The organism is Paucilactobacillus nenjiangensis (assembly GCF_008632615.1).
In the GTDB taxonomy this organism is placed as follows: domain Bacteria; phylum Bacillota; class Bacilli; order Lactobacillales; family Lactobacillaceae; genus Paucilactobacillus; species Paucilactobacillus nenjiangensis.
Window position 1 is genome coordinate 1,533,882 of sequence record NZ_CP043939.1, and the last position, 20,085, is coordinate 1,553,966.

15 protein-coding genes, 19 tRNA genes, 3 rRNA genes, 1 pseudogene and 1 other annotated feature are annotated in these 20,085 nt (G+C 40.9%); of the genes and pseudogenes, 6 read left to right on the forward strand and 32 right to left on the reverse strand.

The window, feature by feature from the left end:
- Nucleotides 1–8: 8 nt before the first annotated feature.
- Entirely contained in the window at nucleotides 9–683 is a 675-nt protein-coding gene (locus F0161_RS07825; protein ID WP_170175926.1) for a GTP pyrophosphokinase, read from the reverse strand.
- Nucleotides 684–927: 244 nt separating this feature from the next.
- On the opposite strand from F0161_RS07825, the gene F0161_RS07830 reads away from it, so the two are divergent.
- Nucleotides 928–1,551 carry a DsbA family protein gene (locus F0161_RS07830; RefSeq protein ID WP_150204248.1) on the forward strand — a complete coding sequence of 208 codons (624 nt, stop codon included), beginning with the start codon at nucleotides 928–930 and terminating at the stop codon, nucleotides 1,549–1,551.
- An 8-nt stretch (nucleotides 1,552–1,559) separates the two neighbouring features.
- Here the strand turns inward: F0161_RS07830 and F0161_RS07835 are convergent, their stop codons facing one another.
- From F0161_RS07835 to F0161_RS07855, 5 genes are all read right to left on the reverse strand, one after another.
- Nucleotides 1,560–2,606, reverse strand: a complete 1,047-nt coding sequence (locus F0161_RS07835) for a competence protein CoiA (protein WP_150204249.1) — start codon at nucleotides 2,604–2,606, stop codon at nucleotides 1,560–1,562.
- A gap of 77 nt (nucleotides 2,607–2,683) precedes the next feature.
- Nucleotides 2,684–3,958, reverse strand: a complete 1,275-nt coding sequence (locus F0161_RS07840) for an O-acetylhomoserine aminocarboxypropyltransferase/cysteine synthase family protein (RefSeq protein WP_150204250.1) — start codon at nucleotides 3,956–3,958, stop codon at nucleotides 2,684–2,686.
- A 24-nt stretch (nucleotides 3,959–3,982) separates the two neighbouring features.
- The gene (locus tag F0161_RS07845) at nucleotides 3,983–4,828 is read right to left on the reverse strand and encodes a homoserine O-succinyltransferase (protein WP_150204251.1); all 846 of its coding nucleotides are present in this window, start codon (nucleotides 4,826–4,828) and stop codon (nucleotides 3,983–3,985) included.
- Nucleotides 4,829–4,896: 68 nt separating this feature from the next.
- Nucleotides 4,897–5,140 (reverse strand) — a binding site (T-box leader).
- Nucleotides 5,141–5,245: 105 nt separating this feature from the next.
- Entirely contained in the window at nucleotides 5,246–6,133 is an 888-nt protein-coding gene (locus F0161_RS07850) for an IS3 family transposase (protein WP_012390893.1), read from the reverse strand.
- On the reverse strand, nucleotides 6,130–6,666 hold the full coding sequence (locus F0161_RS07855; RefSeq protein WP_150204252.1) for a helix-turn-helix domain-containing protein: 537 nt from the start codon (nucleotides 6,664–6,666) through the stop codon (nucleotides 6,130–6,132). The genes F0161_RS07850 and F0161_RS07855 overlap by 4 nt, the downstream gene beginning before the upstream one ends.
- 167 nt (nucleotides 6,667–6,833) lie before the next feature.
- On the opposite strand from F0161_RS07855, the gene F0161_RS07860 reads away from it, so the two are divergent.
- The 4 genes from F0161_RS07860 (at nucleotide 6,834) to F0161_RS07880 (ending at nucleotide 9,510) form a co-directional block, all read left to right on the forward strand.
- The gene (locus F0161_RS07860; RefSeq protein WP_150204253.1) at nucleotides 6,834–7,304 is read left to right on the forward strand and encodes a transposase family protein; all 471 of its coding nucleotides are present in this window, start codon (nucleotides 6,834–6,836) and stop codon (nucleotides 7,302–7,304) included.
- Between the two features lie 45 nt (nucleotides 7,305–7,349).
- Complete coding sequence (locus tag F0161_RS07865; RefSeq protein WP_150204254.1) at nucleotides 7,350–7,958, forward strand: transposase; 609 nt, start codon at nucleotides 7,350–7,352, stop codon at nucleotides 7,956–7,958.
- 116 nt (nucleotides 7,959–8,074) lie between these two features.
- A complete protein-coding gene (locus F0161_RS07875; RefSeq protein WP_150204256.1) occupies nucleotides 8,075–9,250 on the forward strand; it encodes an IS256 family transposase in 1,176 nt (391 codons plus the stop codon).
- Nucleotides 9,251–9,294: 44 nt separating this feature from the next.
- The gene (locus F0161_RS07880) at nucleotides 9,295–9,510 is read left to right on the forward strand and encodes a transposase (protein ID WP_404825414.1); all 216 of its coding nucleotides are present in this window, start codon (nucleotides 9,295–9,297) and stop codon (nucleotides 9,508–9,510) included.
- Between the two features lie 144 nt (nucleotides 9,511–9,654).
- Here the strand turns inward: F0161_RS07880 and F0161_RS07885 are convergent, their stop codons facing one another.
- The 3 genes and pseudogenes from F0161_RS07885 to F0161_RS07895 form a co-directional block, all read right to left on the reverse strand.
- A complete protein-coding gene (locus tag F0161_RS07885) occupies nucleotides 9,655–10,365 on the reverse strand; it encodes an adaptor protein MecA (protein WP_137602826.1) in 711 nt (236 codons plus the stop codon).
- A gap of 127 nt (nucleotides 10,366–10,492) precedes the next feature.
- On the reverse strand, nucleotides 10,493–10,894 hold the full coding sequence (gene spxA, locus F0161_RS07890) for a transcriptional regulator SpxA (protein ID WP_150204257.1): 402 nt from the start codon (nucleotides 10,892–10,894) through the stop codon (nucleotides 10,493–10,495).
- Nucleotides 10,895–11,164: 270 nt separating this feature from the next.
- Nucleotides 11,165–11,901 (reverse strand): annotated as a pseudogene (locus tag F0161_RS07895) (MBL fold metallo-hydrolase).
- 157 nt (nucleotides 11,902–12,058) lie between these two features.
- Here F0161_RS07895 and F0161_RS07900 point away from each other — a divergent pair.
- Nucleotides 12,059–12,493, forward strand: a complete 435-nt coding sequence (locus F0161_RS07900) for an antibiotic biosynthesis monooxygenase (protein ID WP_150204258.1) — start codon at nucleotides 12,059–12,061, stop codon at nucleotides 12,491–12,493.
- Nucleotides 12,494–12,513: 20 nt separating this feature from the next.
- Here F0161_RS07900 and F0161_RS07905 read toward each other — a convergent pair.
- The 23 genes from F0161_RS07905 to F0161_RS08015 all read right to left on the reverse strand — a co-directional run bounded on the left by F0161_RS07905 (nucleotide 12,514) and on the right by F0161_RS08015 (nucleotide 19,970).
- Nucleotides 12,514–12,587, reverse strand: a tRNA-Asp gene (locus F0161_RS07905).
- Nucleotides 12,588–12,589: 2 nt separating this feature from the next.
- Nucleotides 12,590–12,663, reverse strand: a tRNA-Met gene (locus F0161_RS07910).
- 33 nt (nucleotides 12,664–12,696) lie between these two features.
- Nucleotides 12,697–12,768: transfer RNA gene (locus F0161_RS07915), tRNA-Glu, on the reverse strand.
- 20 nt (nucleotides 12,769–12,788) lie between these two features.
- Nucleotides 12,789–12,876: transfer RNA gene (locus F0161_RS07920), tRNA-Ser, on the reverse strand.
- Between the two features lie 2 nt (nucleotides 12,877–12,878).
- Nucleotides 12,879–12,953 (reverse strand) — tRNA-Ile (locus tag F0161_RS07925).
- Nucleotides 12,954–12,963: 10 nt separating this feature from the next.
- Nucleotides 12,964–13,034 (reverse strand) — tRNA-Gly (locus F0161_RS07930).
- A gap of 23 nt (nucleotides 13,035–13,057) precedes the next feature.
- Nucleotides 13,058–13,130 (reverse strand) — tRNA-Phe (locus tag F0161_RS07935).
- Nucleotides 13,131–13,136: 6 nt separating this feature from the next.
- Nucleotides 13,137–13,210 (reverse strand) — tRNA-Asp (locus tag F0161_RS07940).
- Between the two features lie 2 nt (nucleotides 13,211–13,212).
- Nucleotides 13,213–13,286 (reverse strand) — tRNA-Met (locus F0161_RS07945).
- Nucleotides 13,287–13,296: 10 nt separating this feature from the next.
- Nucleotides 13,297–13,386: transfer RNA gene (locus tag F0161_RS07950), tRNA-Ser, on the reverse strand.
- A gap of 33 nt (nucleotides 13,387–13,419) precedes the next feature.
- Nucleotides 13,420–13,493: transfer RNA gene (locus F0161_RS07955), tRNA-Ile, on the reverse strand.
- Nucleotides 13,494–13,517: 24 nt separating this feature from the next.
- Nucleotides 13,518–13,591, reverse strand: a tRNA-Met gene (locus F0161_RS07960).
- Nucleotides 13,592–13,630: 39 nt separating this feature from the next.
- Nucleotides 13,631–13,704, reverse strand: a tRNA-Pro gene (locus F0161_RS07965).
- Nucleotides 13,705–13,709: 5 nt separating this feature from the next.
- Nucleotides 13,710–13,783: transfer RNA gene (locus tag F0161_RS07970), tRNA-Arg, on the reverse strand.
- 8 nt (nucleotides 13,784–13,791) lie between these two features.
- Nucleotides 13,792–13,877: transfer RNA gene (locus tag F0161_RS07975), tRNA-Leu, on the reverse strand.
- A gap of 17 nt (nucleotides 13,878–13,894) precedes the next feature.
- A tRNA-Gly gene (locus F0161_RS07980) sits at nucleotides 13,895–13,966 on the reverse strand.
- Nucleotides 13,967–13,970: 4 nt separating this feature from the next.
- Nucleotides 13,971–14,043 (reverse strand) — tRNA-Thr (locus F0161_RS07985).
- A gap of 34 nt (nucleotides 14,044–14,077) precedes the next feature.
- Nucleotides 14,078–14,150 (reverse strand) — tRNA-Lys (locus tag F0161_RS07990).
- Between the two features lie 2 nt (nucleotides 14,151–14,152).
- Nucleotides 14,153–14,225: transfer RNA gene (locus tag F0161_RS07995), tRNA-Val, on the reverse strand.
- Between the two features lie 6 nt (nucleotides 14,226–14,231).
- Nucleotides 14,232–14,348 (reverse strand): 5S ribosomal RNA (gene rrf / locus F0161_RS08000).
- Between the two features lie 113 nt (nucleotides 14,349–14,461).
- Nucleotides 14,462–17,381 (reverse strand): 23S ribosomal RNA (locus F0161_RS08005).
- Between the two features lie 234 nt (nucleotides 17,382–17,615).
- Nucleotides 17,616–19,190, reverse strand: a 16S ribosomal RNA gene (locus tag F0161_RS08010).
- The 16S, 23S and 5S rRNA genes sit together here with 19 tRNA genes alongside, the layout of an rRNA operon.
- A gap of 414 nt (nucleotides 19,191–19,604) precedes the next feature.
- Nucleotides 19,605–19,970 (reverse strand): hypothetical protein, encoded by a 366-nt coding sequence (locus tag F0161_RS08015; protein WP_150204259.1) that lies wholly within the window; start codon nucleotides 19,968–19,970, stop codon nucleotides 19,605–19,607.
- Nucleotides 19,971–20,085: the final 115 nt, after the last annotated feature.

Consider the following 20,085-nt stretch of genomic DNA (forward strand, 5'->3'; position numbering starts at 1 on the left):
TCTGTTTTTTAAGGTGTATCATCTGTCCGTTCTTGATCTTGATTTTCATATTTAGACCATACATCTTTTTTGCCGTACGAAAATAGGTTTTGCGCTTCTTGAATTTCTTCTCTAATTTCAGACATTTCAGTATCCAATTTAAATGCCGCTTCACCAGCACGCTGAAGCCGATCACTTAATTCTTCAGGAAAATCATCTTGATATTTATAATTAAGGGAATGTTCAATTGTTGCCCAAAAATTCATAGCCAAAGTCCTGACTTGAATTTCCACTAATAACTTTTTTTCACCTGTCACTAAATAGACCGGATACTCAACAACAAGATGGTAAGACCGATATCCACTACTCTTGGCATTAGTAATATAGTCACGTTCCTCAAGAATCGTCATATCAGTCCGTTTACGCAATAGGTCAACTACTTGATAGATATCCTCTACAAATTGACACATAATTCGTAAGCCGGCAATATCTTGCAAATCTTGTTCTAAACGATCTTCTTCGACATGGCGTCTAACCATTTTTTCTTTAATACTATCGACTGGCTTAACTCGACCAGTGACAAACTCAATTGGAGCATGTTGATTTAAATCTTGAAATTGTTTTCGCATTCCCCGAAATTTAACTTTTAATTCATCAACTGCTTGTTGGTATGGCAGTAAAAAATGCTTCCAATCTTCGATCATCTTGCTCGCCTCCCGCTCAATATCTTGTTTCATTTTATCATACTTTGTGCATTTATTAATTAATAACTCCTAGGTTTTATCCTAATCTCCCTTGACATTAATACGATTTTTTGGAAAAATTAAAAATGATGATTTGTACGGACAACTTTAAGTCGTTTTAATTGAATTCTGCATCAAATTATCTTAAAGTAGTTGCAGTAAAAGGATATACATAGTTAATTATCGATAAAAAGGAGGAGCCATTTTGTTCGAAATCCATTTATTCGTCAATCCGCTTGATTCACAATGCATGCAATGTGAACAAGACGCTTTGAAATTCAAGCAAAATCTCAATGGTCACGTAAGAATTCAATTTCTGCCATTGGTTAACATGCAAACTGTTACAAATACAATTAAACAATTAAATCTTGACCCACATAATTTACCATTAAGAAATCGCATCACCCAGCATATACTTGATGTCGCACTAGATTATAAGGCTGCTTCATTCCAGGGCCGAAAAAAAGGGCGCTCATTTTTATTTGAAATGCAAGACGCCATTATGGAACAAGGGCAACAATATTCTTCATCAATGAGTATTCAAATAGCTCGTGAACTTGGACTAGATGCAGAGATGTTCTCCGAAGATCGTGCTTCCAAGCTTGCAAAGAATTCCTTCAAGGACGACCAAAAGTTAGCTCAAGAGATGGGCGTAACTGATGAATCTTCAGCTGTAGTCTTCAATTCAACCATTGAACAAGATGGTATTTTAATTCCTAATTTTAGTTATAAATCACTAACTGAAGTCTGCTCAACCAAATTAGATTCAGTCGATCACTTCGTAGCTAACCTGAAAGAAAAGCAACATCCATCATTACACATCATTTAGTGCTACTTTCAACGTTCCCGTTTGGGAACTTTTTTTATTTGGGTTAATTTCTCAATCTCTGATTGAAACCAAACTGGATATTTTACTAAGGTAATTTGTTGATTATCTTTTTGTATAATTTCTCCCTTAATCAACTTCTGACTAAATTCCTTTAATGTCTGAAGTCGCAACTGTTCAATATTGAGAACACAACAATAATCAAACCACCGACCAGCGGACAAGCTTTGCAACCACTCCAACCATTCTTTTCGGTCCCAAGAATAACCGATGGGCAACCGTTCAATTGCTAATAACACTTCAACTTGAAAAAAAGAACGTTTAACAGTCATAATTGGCCAGGCGGATTCTTGAAAATGAGCGATTAAAGGCATCAACCGCAAGTCATGATGATTCAAATAACATTGCTCTGCAATTTGCATCAGATCAACCGATTTAGCACGCAACTTTTGACTAATCTTTTCAGTCTGCTGGCTTAAAACATCCCGACGAAAAAGCTGTTTGGAGCATAATTCAAAATGACAAAATTCATAATTATATTCAAATAAAGCAGTCTCAGTATTCCAAAATAAAATACAAAATCGTTTCTGAAACAGTTGAGTAAATTGCGCGACTTTCTCATCTGTCAATTTATGCCGGTACGGTTTTCCTAACGCCCAAATCACTTCAATATTTAATTGGCGGTACCCTTGATTACGCTCTGTTAATCTTCGACATGATATCGGACTACATTGAAACTCAATGGCAATTCTTCGTCCATTAACTTCAATCAATATATCTGGCCGCTGTTTTATTTCAGATAAATAAACTTCATAGCGGGGTTGATATCCATTTAAGTTTGCCCATTGAAAAATTTGTTTTTTCCCTAATAAATGCTCCGCTGTTTCCCCTTCACTGCTTGCACATTCACTACCCTTTTGATGTGCAAAATAGGGTAATTTAATGGCCCCACATTTGAAAATAACGACCGACCCACATGCTGGACAAATATACTTTTGTTGCCGATCATTTTTTTTGTCGGCAATCACTATCTTGCCGTTTAACTTAGCTGCTATCATTTCATCACCTATAAGTTAAATACGTAAAAAAGTCCAAAAAAATAGAAACTAATTAAAATAGTTTCCATTTCTAAACCTTAAATTTGATCTAGTGCTTGTTTCAAATCATCAATTAGGTCATCCGCATTTTCAATCCCAACTGAAATTCTAATCAAATCTGGAGTAATTCCCGCCTCTTTCAATTCTGCTTCGTTTAGCTGCGCATGTGTCGTTGAAGCTGGATGGATGATTAATGAATGTGCATCCCCAACGTTAGCTAATAATGAGAATAATTCTGTTTTTTCAATGAGTCGTTTACCTGCTTTTTCACCGCCAGTTAAGCCAAGGGTGAAGATTGAGCCAACTCCTTTTTCGAAATACTTATCTGCTAATGGCTTGTATTTGCTGTCGCCTAATTCAGGATAATTAATCCAGGCTACCTTAGGATTATTATTTAAGAAGTCGACAATTTTACGAGTGTTTTCAACATGGCGTTCAACCCGCAACGAGAGGCTTTCAAGTCCTTGAATAAATAGGAACGAGTTAAATGGACTGATAGCAGCCCCAGTATCTCGTAAGACTTGTGCTCGAACCTTGGTGGTAAATGCTCCTCCACCTAACGTGCTCCAAACTAAGCCATTGTACTGGGCATCTGGTTCTGTAAAGCCAGGGTACCGACCATTAGTAAAATCAAATTTACCATTTTCAACAATCACCCCACCCATTGAAGTTCCGTGACCGCCAATAAACTTAGTGGCTGAATGAACCACAACATCGGCTCCAAAGTCTAATGGACGAGTCAAGTATGGTGTGCCAAAGGTATTATCGACAATCAAGATGAGATTATTGTCATGAGCGATTTTAGCAATTGCTTCAAAATCAACTAAATTGATTCCCGGATTGCCAATACTTTCAACGTACAAAGCTTTAGTGTGTTCGTTAATTTTAGTCGCAAAATTTTGAGGATCATCTGGGTCAACAAAATGAGTGGTGATTCCTAACTTCTTCAAAGTCACACTAAACAAATCATATGTTCCACCGTAGATAGTACTTGCAGATACAATTTCATCGCCAGCGTCAGCAACATTCAAAATTGCAGCCGTGATTGCAGCTGAACCAGTTGCCAAAGCAACTGCTGAAGTTCCATTTTCAAGAGCCGCCACACGAGCTTCAAAAACAGACGTGGTTGGATTTGTTAAACGAGTATAAATATTACCCGCATCAGTCAATGCAAAACGTCCTGCGGCTTGTTCTGCGTCTTTAAAGACATATGAGGTTGTTTGATAAATGGGAACTGCTCGTGCTCCTGTTTCGTCAACTGTTTGTCCTGCCGTTACTTGTAATGTTTCAAAATGTAATTGTTTTTCTGTCATAAGTTAAATCTCCCTTTTTTATTGTTATTTTATTTGGTTTAACCAATTAGCAAATAATTTAACTCCATCTGCGTGCCAATAATTTTTGACATCACTGGTTGGATTGTTTTGCTTAAAATAGTTATCTGGAACATGTGGTTCTAAGCCAGCATCGACATCCCTAAAATACTCATTGGATAACGTCTCAGTACTATATTCTGGATGCCCCGTGATAAAGGTACTCCGGTGATCTTTCGTGACTATAATTTGGGGGCCGGTAATTTTAGAAGTAGTTAAGACAGTTAAATCATCTTGTTGCAAGATATCTTCATCATCCAGTGTGGTATGACGTGAATGTGGCAAATAAAAAGTGTCACCAAATCCATCAAGCAGAGGATCAATTAACTGACTGTGATGCGGGAAAATACCTGAAATTTTATCATCGACATTATGTTTTTGAATTCCGTAATCCGCATATAAGGCAGCTTGGCTTGCCCAGCAAAAATAAATTGACTGTGTTACATGTGTCCTTGACCATTCGAGTAATTGTTTAAATTCTTCCCAGTAATCAACTTCTTCAAATTCAATACATTCTACTGGCGCACCCGTTACCAGCAAACCATCATAGTATTCATCTTTAATATCGTCGATAGTTACATAGGTTTCTTGTAAATGATCAAGTACATCAGATTTAAAATGATGCGATTTTGGATATAAAAATGTGAAATTAATTGACTTGGAATAACCGGAACACAAATTCAAAATCTGACTTTCCGTTTCCAATTTATTAGGCATGATATTCAAAACCAATAAATTAATTGTGTCTGTACTATCTTGATTGGGTTGGCTCAACTTAAATTGCTTATGTTTAATAGCTTGTAATCCAGTCATAATTATCACCTCCTGGAGTTATTTAAAAATAAAAAAAATACCTTCGTTCACCAAATGCAAATAAAGCATTTAGGGACGAAGGTATTCGCGGTACCACCCATGTTTGCATGAGTTTCACAACTCATGCCTCAAAAGTACATCAAATAGTGACTATACTCCGCATTTTATCGTGTGCAAACGGATCATCAGCATCAAGACACCGACTCACTGGCTCCAAGATCATCTTCAAGTCAAGCTAACACCATTCCATTTCACCAACCGGAACTCTCTGTATTCGTTAGATAACTTTACTCTTCTTTTCTTTGCCATTTAGTTTTAATCTGTTTTTAATAATAACATCAAAATTGATAAAGTCAACAAAAAAAGGCTCTATACTTTTTAGCGTGTGAAGTGAACCCACAAGTTTGGACAACTAAATTAAGCTACTAACTGATTGGCAAGTTCTCGGTATTGTACTGGTGACTTGCCTTTTAGCTTGGTCCTGATTCTACGGTTATTATAAAACTCAATCCATTCAGTCATCGCTTGCGCGAGACTCTCTGGATTTTCGAAGTGTTCATCCATCATCTCTGCTTTCATGAGATGAAAGAATGATTCCATGGCGGCGTTATCTAAGCAAGTCGCCTTACGGGACATACTCTGAAAGGTATGATGAGTTTTAAGCGTTTTTTGCCACTGCTTATGTTGGTACTGAAATCCTTGATCTGTGTGTACCGTTGTTCGATAAGGAAGCTCAGGTAGTCCATCTAATGCTTCTTTTAGTGGCTTCAACGCAAACTCAAGAGTTGGATGTGCACTAATGTTAAATGCCAAAATTTCACCCGAAAATAAATCCATGATGGGCTCTAAATAGATTCGTTCACTTTGACTCATCTGACCGTATCGAAATTCACTAACGTCGGCGACAAGTTTTTGATATGGTCGATCTGTCTTGAATCGCCGGTGTAACTTGTTTTTGGCGATTCTACCAACAACTCCTTTGTATGAGTTATATTTACGAGTTTGCTTATTAAAGGCCTGACATGTCCAGCCTTGTTCCTTCATAATTCGGAGGACGCGTTTGTGATTAACTTTAAATCCCTGTTCATGCATAACTAACGTTATGCGACGGTAACCGTATTTTTGAGTATACTTGGCATCTGTTTGGCGAATTTCATCAATGGCTTGGATAACCTGGTCATCATCATATTTTCGTCCCTGGCTGTGCTTAGTGTAATAGTACGTGCTACGTGGTATCTTAACGGCTTTGAGGATAAAACTAATCGACGTTTTGAAGACTCGCCTCAGATCATCAATTAAGGTCACGGTTTCGCGTGAGCTGATTTTTCGTGATCTAAGGCATCGAGTTTTTTTAGGAATTCATTCTCGATTCTTAACATCTTATTTTCTTGCTTGAGTTGCTTTAACTCATCTTTATCGTGGCGTGCTTGAATTTGTGCTGTTGTGGGTTTGGTTACTTTTTTATGCTTATGCTTAGCCATAGTCTTTGGATCTCCTCTCACTCTATTTAGGCCACTGAGTCCCTTTAAATCAAACTTTCTTTGCCATTGCCAGATAGTACTTGGTGAAGAGAGATTGAAGTGTAGTACTGTTTCTGAAAGCGAAGCTTGGTGCTGTTGTTTCCAGTTTAATACTTCTATCTTGAACTCACTAGAGTATTCCAAGTTCATAGGTCTCGGTTTTAATCCTGCAATGCCAAAACGATTAAAGCGATGAACCCATAGGAGAATCGTTTCATTTTTGGCAATATGGTATTTTCTGGCCAATTGAATGGAACTAATACCCGTTAAATATTGTGTCACAATAGAAATTCGTAACTCTAAATTAAATTTAGTCATAATAAAACCCCCGAGATTGTTGTCCAATCTCGGGAGTTCACTTCAGTGGAAGGTTAACAACCTCTACGCTTTTTTATGTACATTCTAAAAATCCGAAAAAAAAGACACTAGTTTATACCTAGTGTTACACTTTAATCGCCAAACCAAAATGAAAGTAGGTAAAACTAATGTCCATAAATAATTCTATACTAAGATCTGCAGGATTAACAGATAAATCAATTAAATTCTTGATTGATGAGAATGGAGAATTTAATCATCCAGTTCATCAAGATAAACATGATGATACGCTGATGCTATACGGGGAACTATCAAGGTTCCCTGAAAGATGCCCATACTGTGGCTTTCCGATGGAAAGCAATTACTATCATAACGGTACCGACGAAGTCCGACTATCCTTACCCTCTACAAATGGGTTCAAACAAGAATTAACCTTAACCAAGCAAAGATTTCAATGTTTAAATTGCTACGGTACATGTACTTCAATATCACCTGATTTTATTGAAAATTCAAAGATAACTAAGCCTCTTTGGGAACAAATATTTGACTTGGCAAAACAAGATATTAGTGAAAAATTAATTGCTCATATTACTAGATTATCAACATCTAAAGTACATGTAATTATTTCTGCATCCGCTTAGGACTACGTAACTGATACAACACAACAATTACCAAACGTAGTTTGTATGGACGAAGTGAAATATCGAAAAGGTCATTTTGGATTTGAAATACTTAACGGAAATACCAGTGAATTTATTGAAATTTATCCTCAGCGTGATAATAAATCAATTAGACAATATTTATCACAATTCTCATTAAAAAACCGACAAAAAGTAGAAATTATTGTTATGGACATGAATGCTGGGTACCAAGCACCCATACGTGAACTATTTCCTAACGCTATTATTGTAGTCGATCGATTTCATATTGTTCAATTAGCTATGAAAGCTGTTCAATCTGAAAGAATCAAAATACAACGGGAACTCAGCGACAAGAATCATAATCGCGTTTACAAATTATTAAAATCAAACTGGAAATTTTTCTTAAAAGCCGAACGTAACATCGATACCTCAAACACGAAGTGGTTTCGTGGTGTAAATGAATATATGTATCCTCAAGATGCATTACAACTAGTTTTTAAAGACTTTCCGAACTTTAAAACAGTGTATGATGTTTATCAAAGTGTTTTAGACGCTCGATTTAATCATACTTTCACGCCATTAGAACTAGTAATTAATAATTATAAAAATAACAAAACTGAAATGGATACTGTAATTAAAACATATAAAAAGTAGAGAGCGTAAAATATCTTGTGTAAATGCATAAAAGATTTCTGAATTGTATAGAAATAGGGAATGCCTTCCCTTATGATATTTAGTAATCACAGAAAACATCACAGGAGGCATTCCCCATGAATGAACTTACCACAGAAATTATCGCTGCACTAGCCCAAAAGCAAGATTTGGACGAAGTTTTTCGTCACCACCTCGAAATTGCGATTAACCAGCTGCTTCAAACCGAATTGGCAGAGTTTTTGGGTTACGAACGCTACTCATACGCTGGGATTAACACTGGTAATAACCGCAACGGCAGTTATGAGCGCTCGTTTGATACGAAGTACGGCCAACTTAACTTAACCATTCCTCGAGATCGCAATGGCCGGTTTGAAAATCATACCTTGCCAGCCTACGGTCGGCACAGTGATAATTTAGAAACAACGGTCATTCAGTTGTATACCAAGGGAATTACCACTGCTGAAATTGCCGAACTTATTGAGAAAATGTACGGTGCTCACTACTCCAAAGCCACGGTTTCCAACATGACTAAAGCCGTCAATGAACAGGTTCAAGCTTTCCAGCAACGTCGACTGGCTTCACAATATGCGGCCATCTTCTTAGATGCCACTTACTTGCCGTTAAAGCGGGATACCGTTCAAAAAGAAGCCGTTCATATTGCGATTGGCATTCGTCCAGATGGTACGAAAGAAGTGCTGAACTACCAAGTGGCGCCAACGGAATCGACTGGAATCTGGACTGAACTGCTGGGAACCTTGATCAAGCAGGGCGTTAAAGATGTGCTGTTGTTTGTGGACGATGGGTTAGTTGGTTTGGATGAAGGCTTGAATCGGCATTTCCCTAAAGCCAAACGACAACGTTGCCTGGTTCATGTTGGGCGGAATCTGATGAACAAAGTTCGCGTAAAAGACCGCAAGGCCGTGATCAGTGACTTTAAACAAGTTCATCGGGCCGCCAACCGTGAAGCAGCCGAACTGAAACTGAATGAGTTCGCCAACAACTGGCATCAGACCTATCCCAAATTAATCAAAGATCTGCTTAAAATGCCGAATTTACTCACTTTCATGGACTTTCCACCAGCTATCCGGCAATCACTATACTCCACTAACCTGATTGAGAACTTTAATAAGCATCTCAAGCGCACCACCCACCACAAAGAACAATTTCCAACGGAAGATTCACTGGATTGCTTCCTGGTTTCTCAGTTTAATGTTTATAACGAGAAGTCTCTGAAGCGGATCCACCGAGGGTTCAAAGGACTCCAGGACACCTTGGAAGCATCATTTATTTAAGTTAGATACATATTATATGTACGAAGGCATTTCATTTACACAAGATTCTTGACGCTACCAAAAAGTATATCAAGGGAATTAAAGCAGCATTCGAAAATAATGCCTCTAACGGCCGATTAGAGGGCACAAATAGAAGAATCAAACAAATTGGTAGAACTGCCTACGGCTATGCCAATTCAATGAATTACTTTTATAGAATTAGGATTCAGTTGCATAACAAGTTTGTTTTAAAACAGCAGTTTTTAACTTTTAAAGTATGAAAAAAGTGCAATACCAATCATCAATTGAGATTGATATTACACTTGTATTCATGAGCTTTTCATCAGCGATTATTGTTTTTCACGCTATTTGACAAAGAGCCCCCAAAAAACCAATTACATCAAAAAATGTAATTGGTTAGTCATTTACTTAGAAAAATAAAATCTGGTCAATTCAAGAGCCGACTGATCCATGATCTTCTTACCATGTTCATTCAAGACATCTGAAGTAACTGTAGTTTTAACCCCATATTCATATGCAATTGCCAAATCATCTTTAATAGTTTCTGGCGTATGCTGATCGGCGAAAAACGTGACTTCAAGATAATAACTCTTATCATACAAGTAAAGATTAGAAACCGCATTTTCAACTCTCAAAATTCTGGCAATTTGTACCATATCTTCAAATGAATTTAATTTAATAACCATACTAGTCTTTTCGACATCTGAATTTTTGATAGCTGCCTCGACTTCATCATCACTACTGTTACCATTACCATCTTGTATATTTTCAGCGTGACTATCTTTTTGTTGTAATTGACGCTTCAAGAAATCCGAAATTTCATCATCATTATCTGACACAATTTCTACCCCGTCTTCATCGCCATCTTCGCTTCCGAAACCATTCTTGCTAATAAATAATTCCAATCCATTTCTATTTGGTAGAACTTGGAAAGTAACAGAATCATTATCCTGGAATTGATGTTCAGTATCAATCTCTTCAAGAATACTATAAAAGAAGCTTTCAATTTGTTGATGACTTCCAAGCAAATCAAGCACTGTGATGCCACGTTCAGTTAAATCTTCATTTCCAATTAGAACCCTAATCGTGTTTTCGTTAATTCGTTCCATTTCCATCATGACAGCGCCCCTTTCGACCTGCTATTGGTAATTCAATGTATATTGTAACTGATTTACCAGAAAAGTAAAGAAATCGAGTCATAAAAAGACCTAATACTCCAAATATCGTATTGGTCTTTAATGTTTAGATTAAATTTGCTTGTTCTCTGGCTTGTGCAAGTTCCATCGCGCGTACATCACGAGGTAAGAAACGACGAATTTCATCTTCGTTATAGCCGACCTGCAAACGTTTGTCATCAATAATAATTGGACGGCGTAATAAACCTGGATCCTTTTGAATCATCGAATACAAAGTTTTCATTGGCAGATCATCTACACTTACATGTAACTTTTGGAATGCCTTAGAACGTTTCGAAATAATTTCTTCCGTTCCGTCTTCAGTCATTCGTAAGATATTCTTTATTTCATCCATTGTTAAAGGTTCCGAAAAAATATTTCTTTCTTGATAAGGAATATCATGTTCTTCTAACCATGCTCGTGCTTTTCGACAAGATGTGCAACTTGGAGATGTGTAAAGTGTAACCATAAATATCTGCCCCCTCCGTCATGACTTGCTGCCATGTGATTATGTCTTTCCTATGTCTATATTATACAATAACATTCTAAAAAAATAAACACTTTTTTAAAAATAAAATATAGTGACTTATGAAACAAAGTAATCTTTTTTGTTCTCTAAATTAATATAAATATATTAAGAAATCCCTTTCAGTATTTTAAACGTTTGTGCACAATTATACGATATTCTAATACACACATATTTATAAAAGTTATAAAATCATGGCATTAACCATTAGTGCTACAGGTTTATAACTAGTCCTTTTTGTGCAACACTTATTTTAATTGACCCCATATTTTGTTTTGCGGCGTCAATTAATTTACTTTTTTCAATATTCTGAGGTAAATGAGATAAAAGTAAAGAATCTACTTTGGCATCACTAGCTAGTTGCCCAGACTCCGCGGCCGTTAAGTGCCATTTAGGTCCACTTGGCACCTCTAAAAAATTAGTATCCGTAATTAATAGATTAGTTTGCTTCGCAAAACTTGCGAGTCCTTCAATTGTGGTCGTATCTGCAGTAAACACAAAATTTTTACCAGATGGTCTGTCAATAATCCTGACAGCAAAGGTTCTGACCGGATGTTTAACTTCGAAAAAGCTTAACTCTAACGGTCCAAGTGTTAGATTTTGATTGACATTATAACTGTGCGCAGCTGTTGAATTCGGCCAATTTAATCTATCGAAATTAGGTTGGTCAAATGAATGCCCATAAATTGGCAAAATTGGCTTTTTTTTATTCCTGGGGCCAGTTGCCAATAATGTTGTAACACACCTACATCGGCAATATGATCAGCATGATAGTGTGTTAACACCACTGCATCTAGTTGTAACGGATCTAAGTGCTTTTCTAATTCAATCAATGCACCACTACCGCAATCTAATAATAAATTAAAATCATCGCTTTGAACCAAGTATGATGATGTCCCATCTCCATTAAATGGATAACCTCCATAATAACCTAACACTGTTATCTTCATTGATAAACTCCTTACTAACTCTTGACTTAGTGTCTTATTAACCTCATAATAATCTAAAAAGGAAGTGATTTCCATTACTAACAAACTAAATGTAACCTTTGGCACTCTGGAATTTTTGCAAAGCTACATTAATTCTTATCCTGAATACGAATTTAAATTGCTAAAATCAAGTACGAGTGACGATGAAGATGATCGGTACCAGTTATTAGACGTTACCAATGACTCATCTATTTTTAAGTATGGTAAATCTTACAACATTGTTGATTCAGTCGGAAGTAATGAGTTTAGAGGATTTTTTCGTTTCACTTTTTTTAAACTATCTACTGAACAAATTAAAATTTTTACTTCTCTAACCAAATTACACATTTTAAATGCAAAGCCACATCCATTTTTGCGAGCATTATTATTAATTGACGCTGACAACCCTGATGAATACGTTCTACTGACACTTTGGGCAACTCAACGTGACTTTGATGAGTGGCAAAAGACCAACGACTACCAATCTATTTATTCAACATTAGCCAATCCGATTTATCCATCGTACTCAAAAAACTATTATTTAGTACCGATGCAAAAAAAGGAATTCCATTAAGGAATTCCTTTTTTAATTAGCGGTCCGTACGAGACTCGAACTCGTGATCTCCTGCGTGACAGGCAGGCGTCCTAACCAGCTAGACCAACGGACCAATTGCGGGAGCAGGATTTGAACCTACGACCTTCGGGTTATGAGCCCGACGAGCTACCAGACTGCTCCATCCCGCGATAATATAATAATACTGTTGTAACTCGTCAAAGTGACCCGTATGGGATTCGGACCCATGATACCGCCGTGAAAGGGCGGTGTCTTAACCACTTGACCAACGGGTCATAATAATATAATTGAAAAACGGAGAAGGAGAGATTCGAACTCTCGCGCCGCTTGCGCGACCTACACCCTTAGCAGGGGCGCCTCTTCAGCCACTTGAGTACTTCTCCAATGGGCCTAAATGGACTCGAACCATCGACCTCACGCTTATCAGGCGTGCGCTCTAAACCAGCTGAGCTATAGGCCCATAATGCAAAAGCGGGTGACGAGAATCGAACTCGCGACAATAGCTTGGAAGGCTATGGTTTTACCACTGAACTACACCCGCATAACAAAATATTCAATTATAAATGGCGCGGGACAGAATCGAACTGCCGACACATGGAGCTTCAATCCATTGCTCTACCGACTGAGCTACCGAGCCATATTACGGTCCGTACGAGACTCGAACTCGTGATCTCCTGCGTGACAGGCAGGCGTCCTAACCAGCTAGACCAACGGACCAATTGCGGGAGCAGGATTTGAACCTACGACCTTCGGGTTATGAGCCCGACGAGCTACCAGACTGCTCCATCCCGCGATAATAAAAAAGGAGGATGAGAGATTCGAACTCTCGCGTGGTTTGACCCACCTGACGGTTTTCAAGACCGTTCCCTTCAGCCAGACTTGGGTAATCCTCCAAAATAAAAAACTATTGAAATTCCATCAACAGATGGACCTTGTAGGACTCGAACCTACGACCGGACGGTTATGAGCCGTCTGCTCTAACCAACTGAGCTAAAGGTCCAAAGCCCTACAGCTGTCCGGCCAATCGCGGCGGGGGGGATCGAACCCTCGACCTCCCGGGTATGAACCGGACGCTCTAGCCAGCTGAGCTACACCGCGAATTACTGCTAAATACTAAAACAAACCAATGTTTGTCAATCGGGAAGACAGGATTCGAACCTGCGACCCCCTGGTCCCAAACCAGGTGCTCTACCAAGCTGAGCTACTTCCCGAACAATGCACCCAGTAGGAGTCGAACCTACAACCTTCTGATTCGTAGTCAGACACTCTATCCAGTTGCGCTATGGGTGCAAAATAAATGCCGAGGACCGGGATCGAACCGGTACGGTCATCACTGACCGCAGGATTTTAAGTCCTGTGCGTCTGCCAATTCCGCCACCCCGGCATGAGATGAACTGGCAAAGCGGAAGACGGGATTCGAACCCGCGACCCCCACCATGGCAAGGTGATGTTCTACCACTGAACTACTTCCGCAAAATGCCGACTAGAGGATTCGAACCTCCGACCCCCTGTTTACAAGACAGGTGCTCTGCCAACTGAGCTAAGTCGGCATCAAGCAAATGCCTGTCGCTCGACGAACGACAATGAGCCGTGACAGGTTCGAACTGTCGACCCTCTGATTAAAAGTCAGATGCTCTACCGACTGAGCTAACGGCTCAATGGAGGATACAGGGTTCGAACCTGTGACATCCTGCTTGTAAGGCAGACGCTCTCCCAGCTGAGCTAATCCTCCATTAGTGCATGGCAACTTCCTACCCTCGCAGGGAGCGATCCCCCAACTACTATCGGCGTTTAGAAGCTTAACTTCTGTGTTCGGCATGAGAACAGGTGTATCCTTCTAGCCATCGTTACCACACTAACATTTCGTGTTCGATAAACGGTCAGTTACAAATTGACCTCACGAATGTTGAAAGCTTGCGCTCTCAAAACTAAATAATATCAAGAATTTTTTAAACCGGACACCACTATGTGGTTAAGTCCTCGACCGATTAGTAATGGTCCGCTCCATGCATCACTGCACTTCCACTTCCATCCTATCTACCTCATCATCTTTGAGGGGTCTTACTCTCCCGAAGGAGATGGGAAATCTCATCTTGAGGCGAGTTTCACACTTAGATGCTTTCAGCGTTTATCTCATCCATACGTAGCTACCCAGCGATGCTCCTGGCGGAACAACTGGTACACCAGCGGTATGTCCATCCCGGTCCTCTCGTACTAAGGACAGCTCCTCTCAAATTTCCTGCGCCCGCGACGGATAGGGACCGAACTGTCTCACGACGTTCTGAACCCAGCTCGCGTACCGCTTTAATGGGCGAACAGCCCAACCCTTGGGACCGACTACAGCCCCAGGATGCGATGAGCCGACATCGAGGTGCCAAACCTCCCCGTCGATGTGGACTCTTGGGGAGATAAGCCTGTTATCCCCAGGGTAGCTTTTATCCGTTGAGCGATGGCCCTTCCATACGGAACCACCGGATCACTAAGCCCGACTTTCGTCCCTGCTCGACCTGTCTGTCTCGCAGTCAAGCTCCCTTGTGCCTTTACACTCTGCGAATGATTTCCAACCATTCTGAGGGAACCTTTGGGCGCCTCCGTTACTTTTTAGGAGGCGACCGCCCCAGTCAAACTGCCCACCTGACACTGTCTCCCATCACGATTAGTGATGCGGGTTAGAGTGGTCATACAGCGAGGGTAGTATCCCACCAACGCCTCCACCGAAACTAGCGTTCCGGTATCTACGGCTCCTACCTATCCTGTACAAGCTGTACAAACACTCAATATCAAGCTACAGTAAAGCTCCATGGGGTCTTTCCGTCCTGTCGCGGGTAACCTGCATCTTCACAGGTACTTCAATTTCACCGAGTCTCTCGTTGAGACAGTGCCCAGATCGTTACGCCTTTCGTGCGGGTCGGAACTTACCCGACAAGGAATTTCGCTACCTTAGGACCGTTATAGTTACGGCCGCCGTTTACTGGGGCTTCAATTCTGAGCTTCGCCGAAGCTAACCCATCCTTTTAACCTTCCAGCACCGGGCAGGCGTCAGCCCCTATACTTCATCTTACGATTTTGCAGAAACCTGTGTTTTTGATAAACAGTCGCCTGGGCCTATTCACTGCGGCTGTACTTTCGTACAGCACCCCTTCTCCCGAAGTTACGGGGTCATTTTGCCGAGTTCCTTAACGAGAGTTCACTCGCACACCTTAGGATTCTCTCCTCGACTACCTGTGTCGGTTTGCGGTACGGGCAGTTAAATACTCACTAGAAGCTTTTCTCGGCAGTGTGACATCGGCAACTTCGCTACTAAAATTTTGCTCCCCATCACAACTTGTCCTTAAAGGAAAAAGCATTTCACTCTCTCCAAGACTTGTTGCTTGGCCAGACATATCCAACAGTCTGGTTTGCTTAGCCTCCTGCGTCCCTCCATCGTTCAAACGCATTTAACTGGTACAGGAATATCAACCTGTTATCCATCGTCTACGCCTCTCGGCCTCGACTTAGGTCCCGACTAACCCTGGGAGGACGAGCCTTCCCCAGGAAACCTTAGTCATTCGGTGGACAGGATTCTCACCTGTCTTTCGCTACTCATACCGGCATTCTCACTTCTAAGCGCTCCACCAGTCCTCACGGTCTGACTTCATTGCCCTTAGAACGCTCTCCTATCACGCAACCTAATGGTTGCATCCGTAGTTTCGGTAATATACTTAGCCCCGGTACATTTTCGGCGCAGGATCACTCGACTAGTGAGCTATTACGCACTCTTTAAATGGTGGCTGCTTCTGAGCCAACATCCTAGTTGTCTAAGCAACTCCACATCCTTTTCCACTTAGTATATATTTCGGGACCTTAACTGACGGTCTGGGCTGTTCCCCTTTCGACGATGGATCTTATCACTCACCGTCTGACTCCCGGACATAAATCAATGGCATTCGGAGTTTATCTGAATTCAGTAACCCATGACGGGCCCCTAGTCCAAACAGTGCTCTACCTCCATGATTCTAAGTCCGAGGCTAGCCCTAAAGCTATTTCGGAGAGAACCAGCTATCTCCAAGTTCGTTTGGAATTTCACCGCTACCCACACCTCATCCCAGCCATTTTCAACTGACACGGGTTCGGTCCTCCAGTGCGTTTTACCGCACCTTCAACCTGGACATGGGTAGGTCACCTGGTTTCGGGTCTACAACAACATACTTCATACGCCCATTTCAGACTCGCTTTCGCTACGGCTCCGACTTTTCTGTCTTAACCTTGCATGCAATCGTAACTCGCCGGTTCATTCTACAAAAGGCACGCTGTCACCCATTAACGGGCTCCAACTGATTGTAGGCACATGGTTTCAGGAACTATTTCACTCCCCTTCCGGGGTGCTTTTCACCTTTCCCTCACGGTACTGGTTCACTATCGGTCACTAGGTAGTATTTAGCCTTGGGAGATGGTCCTCCCGGATTCCGACGGAATTTCACGTGTTCCGCCGTACTCAGGATACAGAGCTGAGGGTATTACGTTTCGCTTACGGGGCTATCACCCGCTCTGGCTCAGCTTCCCAGCTGATTCAACTACGTAATACTTTTGTAACTCAAATGTTCTGTCCTACAACCCCAAAGAGCAAGCTCTCTGGTTTGGGCTTTTCCCGTTTCGCTCGCCGCTACTCAGGGAATCGATTTTTCTTTCTACTCCTGCAGCTAATGAGATGTTTCAGTTCACTGCGTCTACCTTTACTTAGCTATGAATTCACTAAGCAATAACTGACGATTAAGTCAGCTGGGTTCCCCCATTCGGAAATCTCCGGATCAAAGTGTACTTACCACTCCCGAAGCATATCGGTGTTAGTCCCGTCCTTCATCGGCTCCTAGTACCAAGGCATTCACCATGCGCCCTTTATAACTTAACCTTGTTGATTCCAGCACTTGCGTGCTGGCTGACAACAGATTAATTGAGTATATGCGATAACTCTTTAAAAAAACTCAAATAACGCGGTGTTCTCGGTTTAATTGTTAAAACAATTAATAAATAAAAAATTTTGATATTATTTAGTTTTCAAAGTACAAGTTGATACATTTTGAGAGTAGACCTCTCAAAACTAAATAAAGTTTCGACTAATGTGTAGGTTCCGTATATTCCTTAGAAAGGAGGTGATCCAGCCGCAGGTTCTCCTACGGCTACCTTGTTACGACTTCACCCTAATCATCTGTCCCACCTTAGGCGGCTGGCTCCTAAAAGGTTACCCCACCGACTTTGGGTGTTACAAACTCTCATGGTGTGACGGGCGGTGTGTACAAGGCCCGGGAACGTATTCACCGCGGCATGCTGATCCGCGATTACTAGCGATTCCGACTTCGTGTAGGCGAGTTGCAGCCTACAGTCCGAACTGAGAACGGCTTTAAGAGATTAGCTTACTTTCGCGAGTTCGCAACTCGTTGTACCGTCCATTGTAGCACGTGTGTAGCCCAGGTCATAAGGGGCATGATGATTTGACGTCGTCCCCACCTTCCTCCGGTTTGTCACCGGCAGTCTCACTAGAGTGCCCAACTGAATGCTGGCAACTAATAATAAGGGTTGCGCTCGTTGCGGGACTTAACCCAACATCTCACGACACGAGCTGACGACAACCATGCACCACCTGTCTTAGCGTCCCAGAAGGGAACGTCCTATCTCTAGGATTGGCGCTAGATGTCAAGACCTGGTAAGGTTCTTCGCGTTGCTTCGAATTAAACCACATGCTCCACCGCTTGTGCGGGCCCCCGTCAATTCCTTTGAGTTTCAACCTTGCGGTCGTACTCCCCAGGCGGAATGCTTAATGCGTTAGCTGCGGCACTGAAGGGCGGAAACCCTCCAACACCTAGCATTCATCGTTTACGGCATGGACTACCAGGGTATCTAATCCTGTTCGCTACCCATGCTTTCGAGCCTCAGCGTCAGTTACAGACCAGACAGCCGCCTTCGCCACTGGTGTTCTTCCATATATCTACGCATTTCACCGCTACACATGGAGTTCCACTGTCCTCTTCTGCACTCAAGTTCTCCAGTTTCCGATGCACTTCCTTGGTTGAGCCAAGGGCTTTCACATCAGACTTAAAAAACCGCCTGCGCTCGCTTTACGCCCAATAAATCCGGATAACGCTTGCCACCTACGTATTACCGCGGCTGCTGGCACGTAGTTAGCCGTGGCTTTCTGGTTGGATACCGTCACTACATGATCAGTTACTATCACATACGTTCTTCTCCAGCAACAGAGTTTTACGAGCCGAAACCCTTCTTCACTCACGCGGTATTGCTCCATCAGGCTTGCGCCCATTGTGGAAGATTCCCTACTGCTGCCTCCCGTAGGAGTATGGGCCGTGTCTCAGTCCCATTGTGGCCGATCAACCTCTCAGTTCGGCTACGTATCATTGTCTTGGTGAGCCATTACCTCACCAACTAACTAATACGCCGCGGGTCCATCCAAAAGTGATAGCCGAAACCATCTTTTAAATTAGAACCATGCGGTTCTAACTTTTATGCGGTATTAGCATTTGTTTCCAAATGTTATCCCCCACTTTTGGGCAGGTTACCCACGTGTTACTCACCCGTCCGCCACTCATTCAAATGTCTTTTCAATCTGGTGCAAGCACCGTCAATCTAAAACGAGAATGCGTTCGACTTGCATGTATTAGGCATACCGCCAGCGTTCATCCTGAGCCAGGATCAAACTCTCATATATAATTTAAGTTTGTAGCTCTTATTTGTTTGTATTCACGAAATTGACTTCGCAAATGTTATTTGCTTTTGACTATTGTCAAAAGACCCTACACATTTGATTTGTCGAAACTTTATTCAGTTTTCAAAGGTCTACATTTCGTTGCCGTTTGTAATTAAGCAACGTATATTATGTTATCATTTTAGCTTTTCACTGTCAACATTTTTTTCAATTTATTTTGATGACTCAAAACTCGTGAATCCCTGTAACAGCAAGAATAATCATACCAATTCAATTGATGTAAGTCAACTGCTTTTTCTAATTATTTTCAACTTTTTGTGAAGTGATTCATAACCGTTTAAAGTTGCTCATCACTATTTGACAACAGATAATATCATAGCAAGAATCATGTATGTGGTCAAGCAGTAATTTAACTTTTTAATTGAAAAACGGTGTGGTATCCATTTCAATGGTCTTGAAAAGCTCTTTAAGTGTTGATACATCAGCAAATTCTAGCCTTTCATTGTGTAAACAAGCAGCTTTTACTTCTTTAATATGACTATTAATAGAAAAGACAAATAGGTTTTGTTTCACTTCCCCGGCCTTGACCATTGATAATTCTTCTAATCGTAGATAATCAGGATTGACTCCTAGTTCATTCAGGTAGTAATTCAGAATTACCCCCAATGGAGTTTTGCTTTCATCTTCCTCTATTATTGAAGGAAACTCCATGGGTTGATCTTTTTTCACTAAAAACATACTCTTCTTGTCTTCTCCTAAAACAATTGTTCCTAAAATTTTCATAATGCTTAATCCTTCCTTATTCCACTTTACATAGAAACTATTAAATATTTACTTAGTCTAGTTAACCGGGTGTCTTTCTTAGCATAAACCATGATATACTATTTGGCGTGCAACA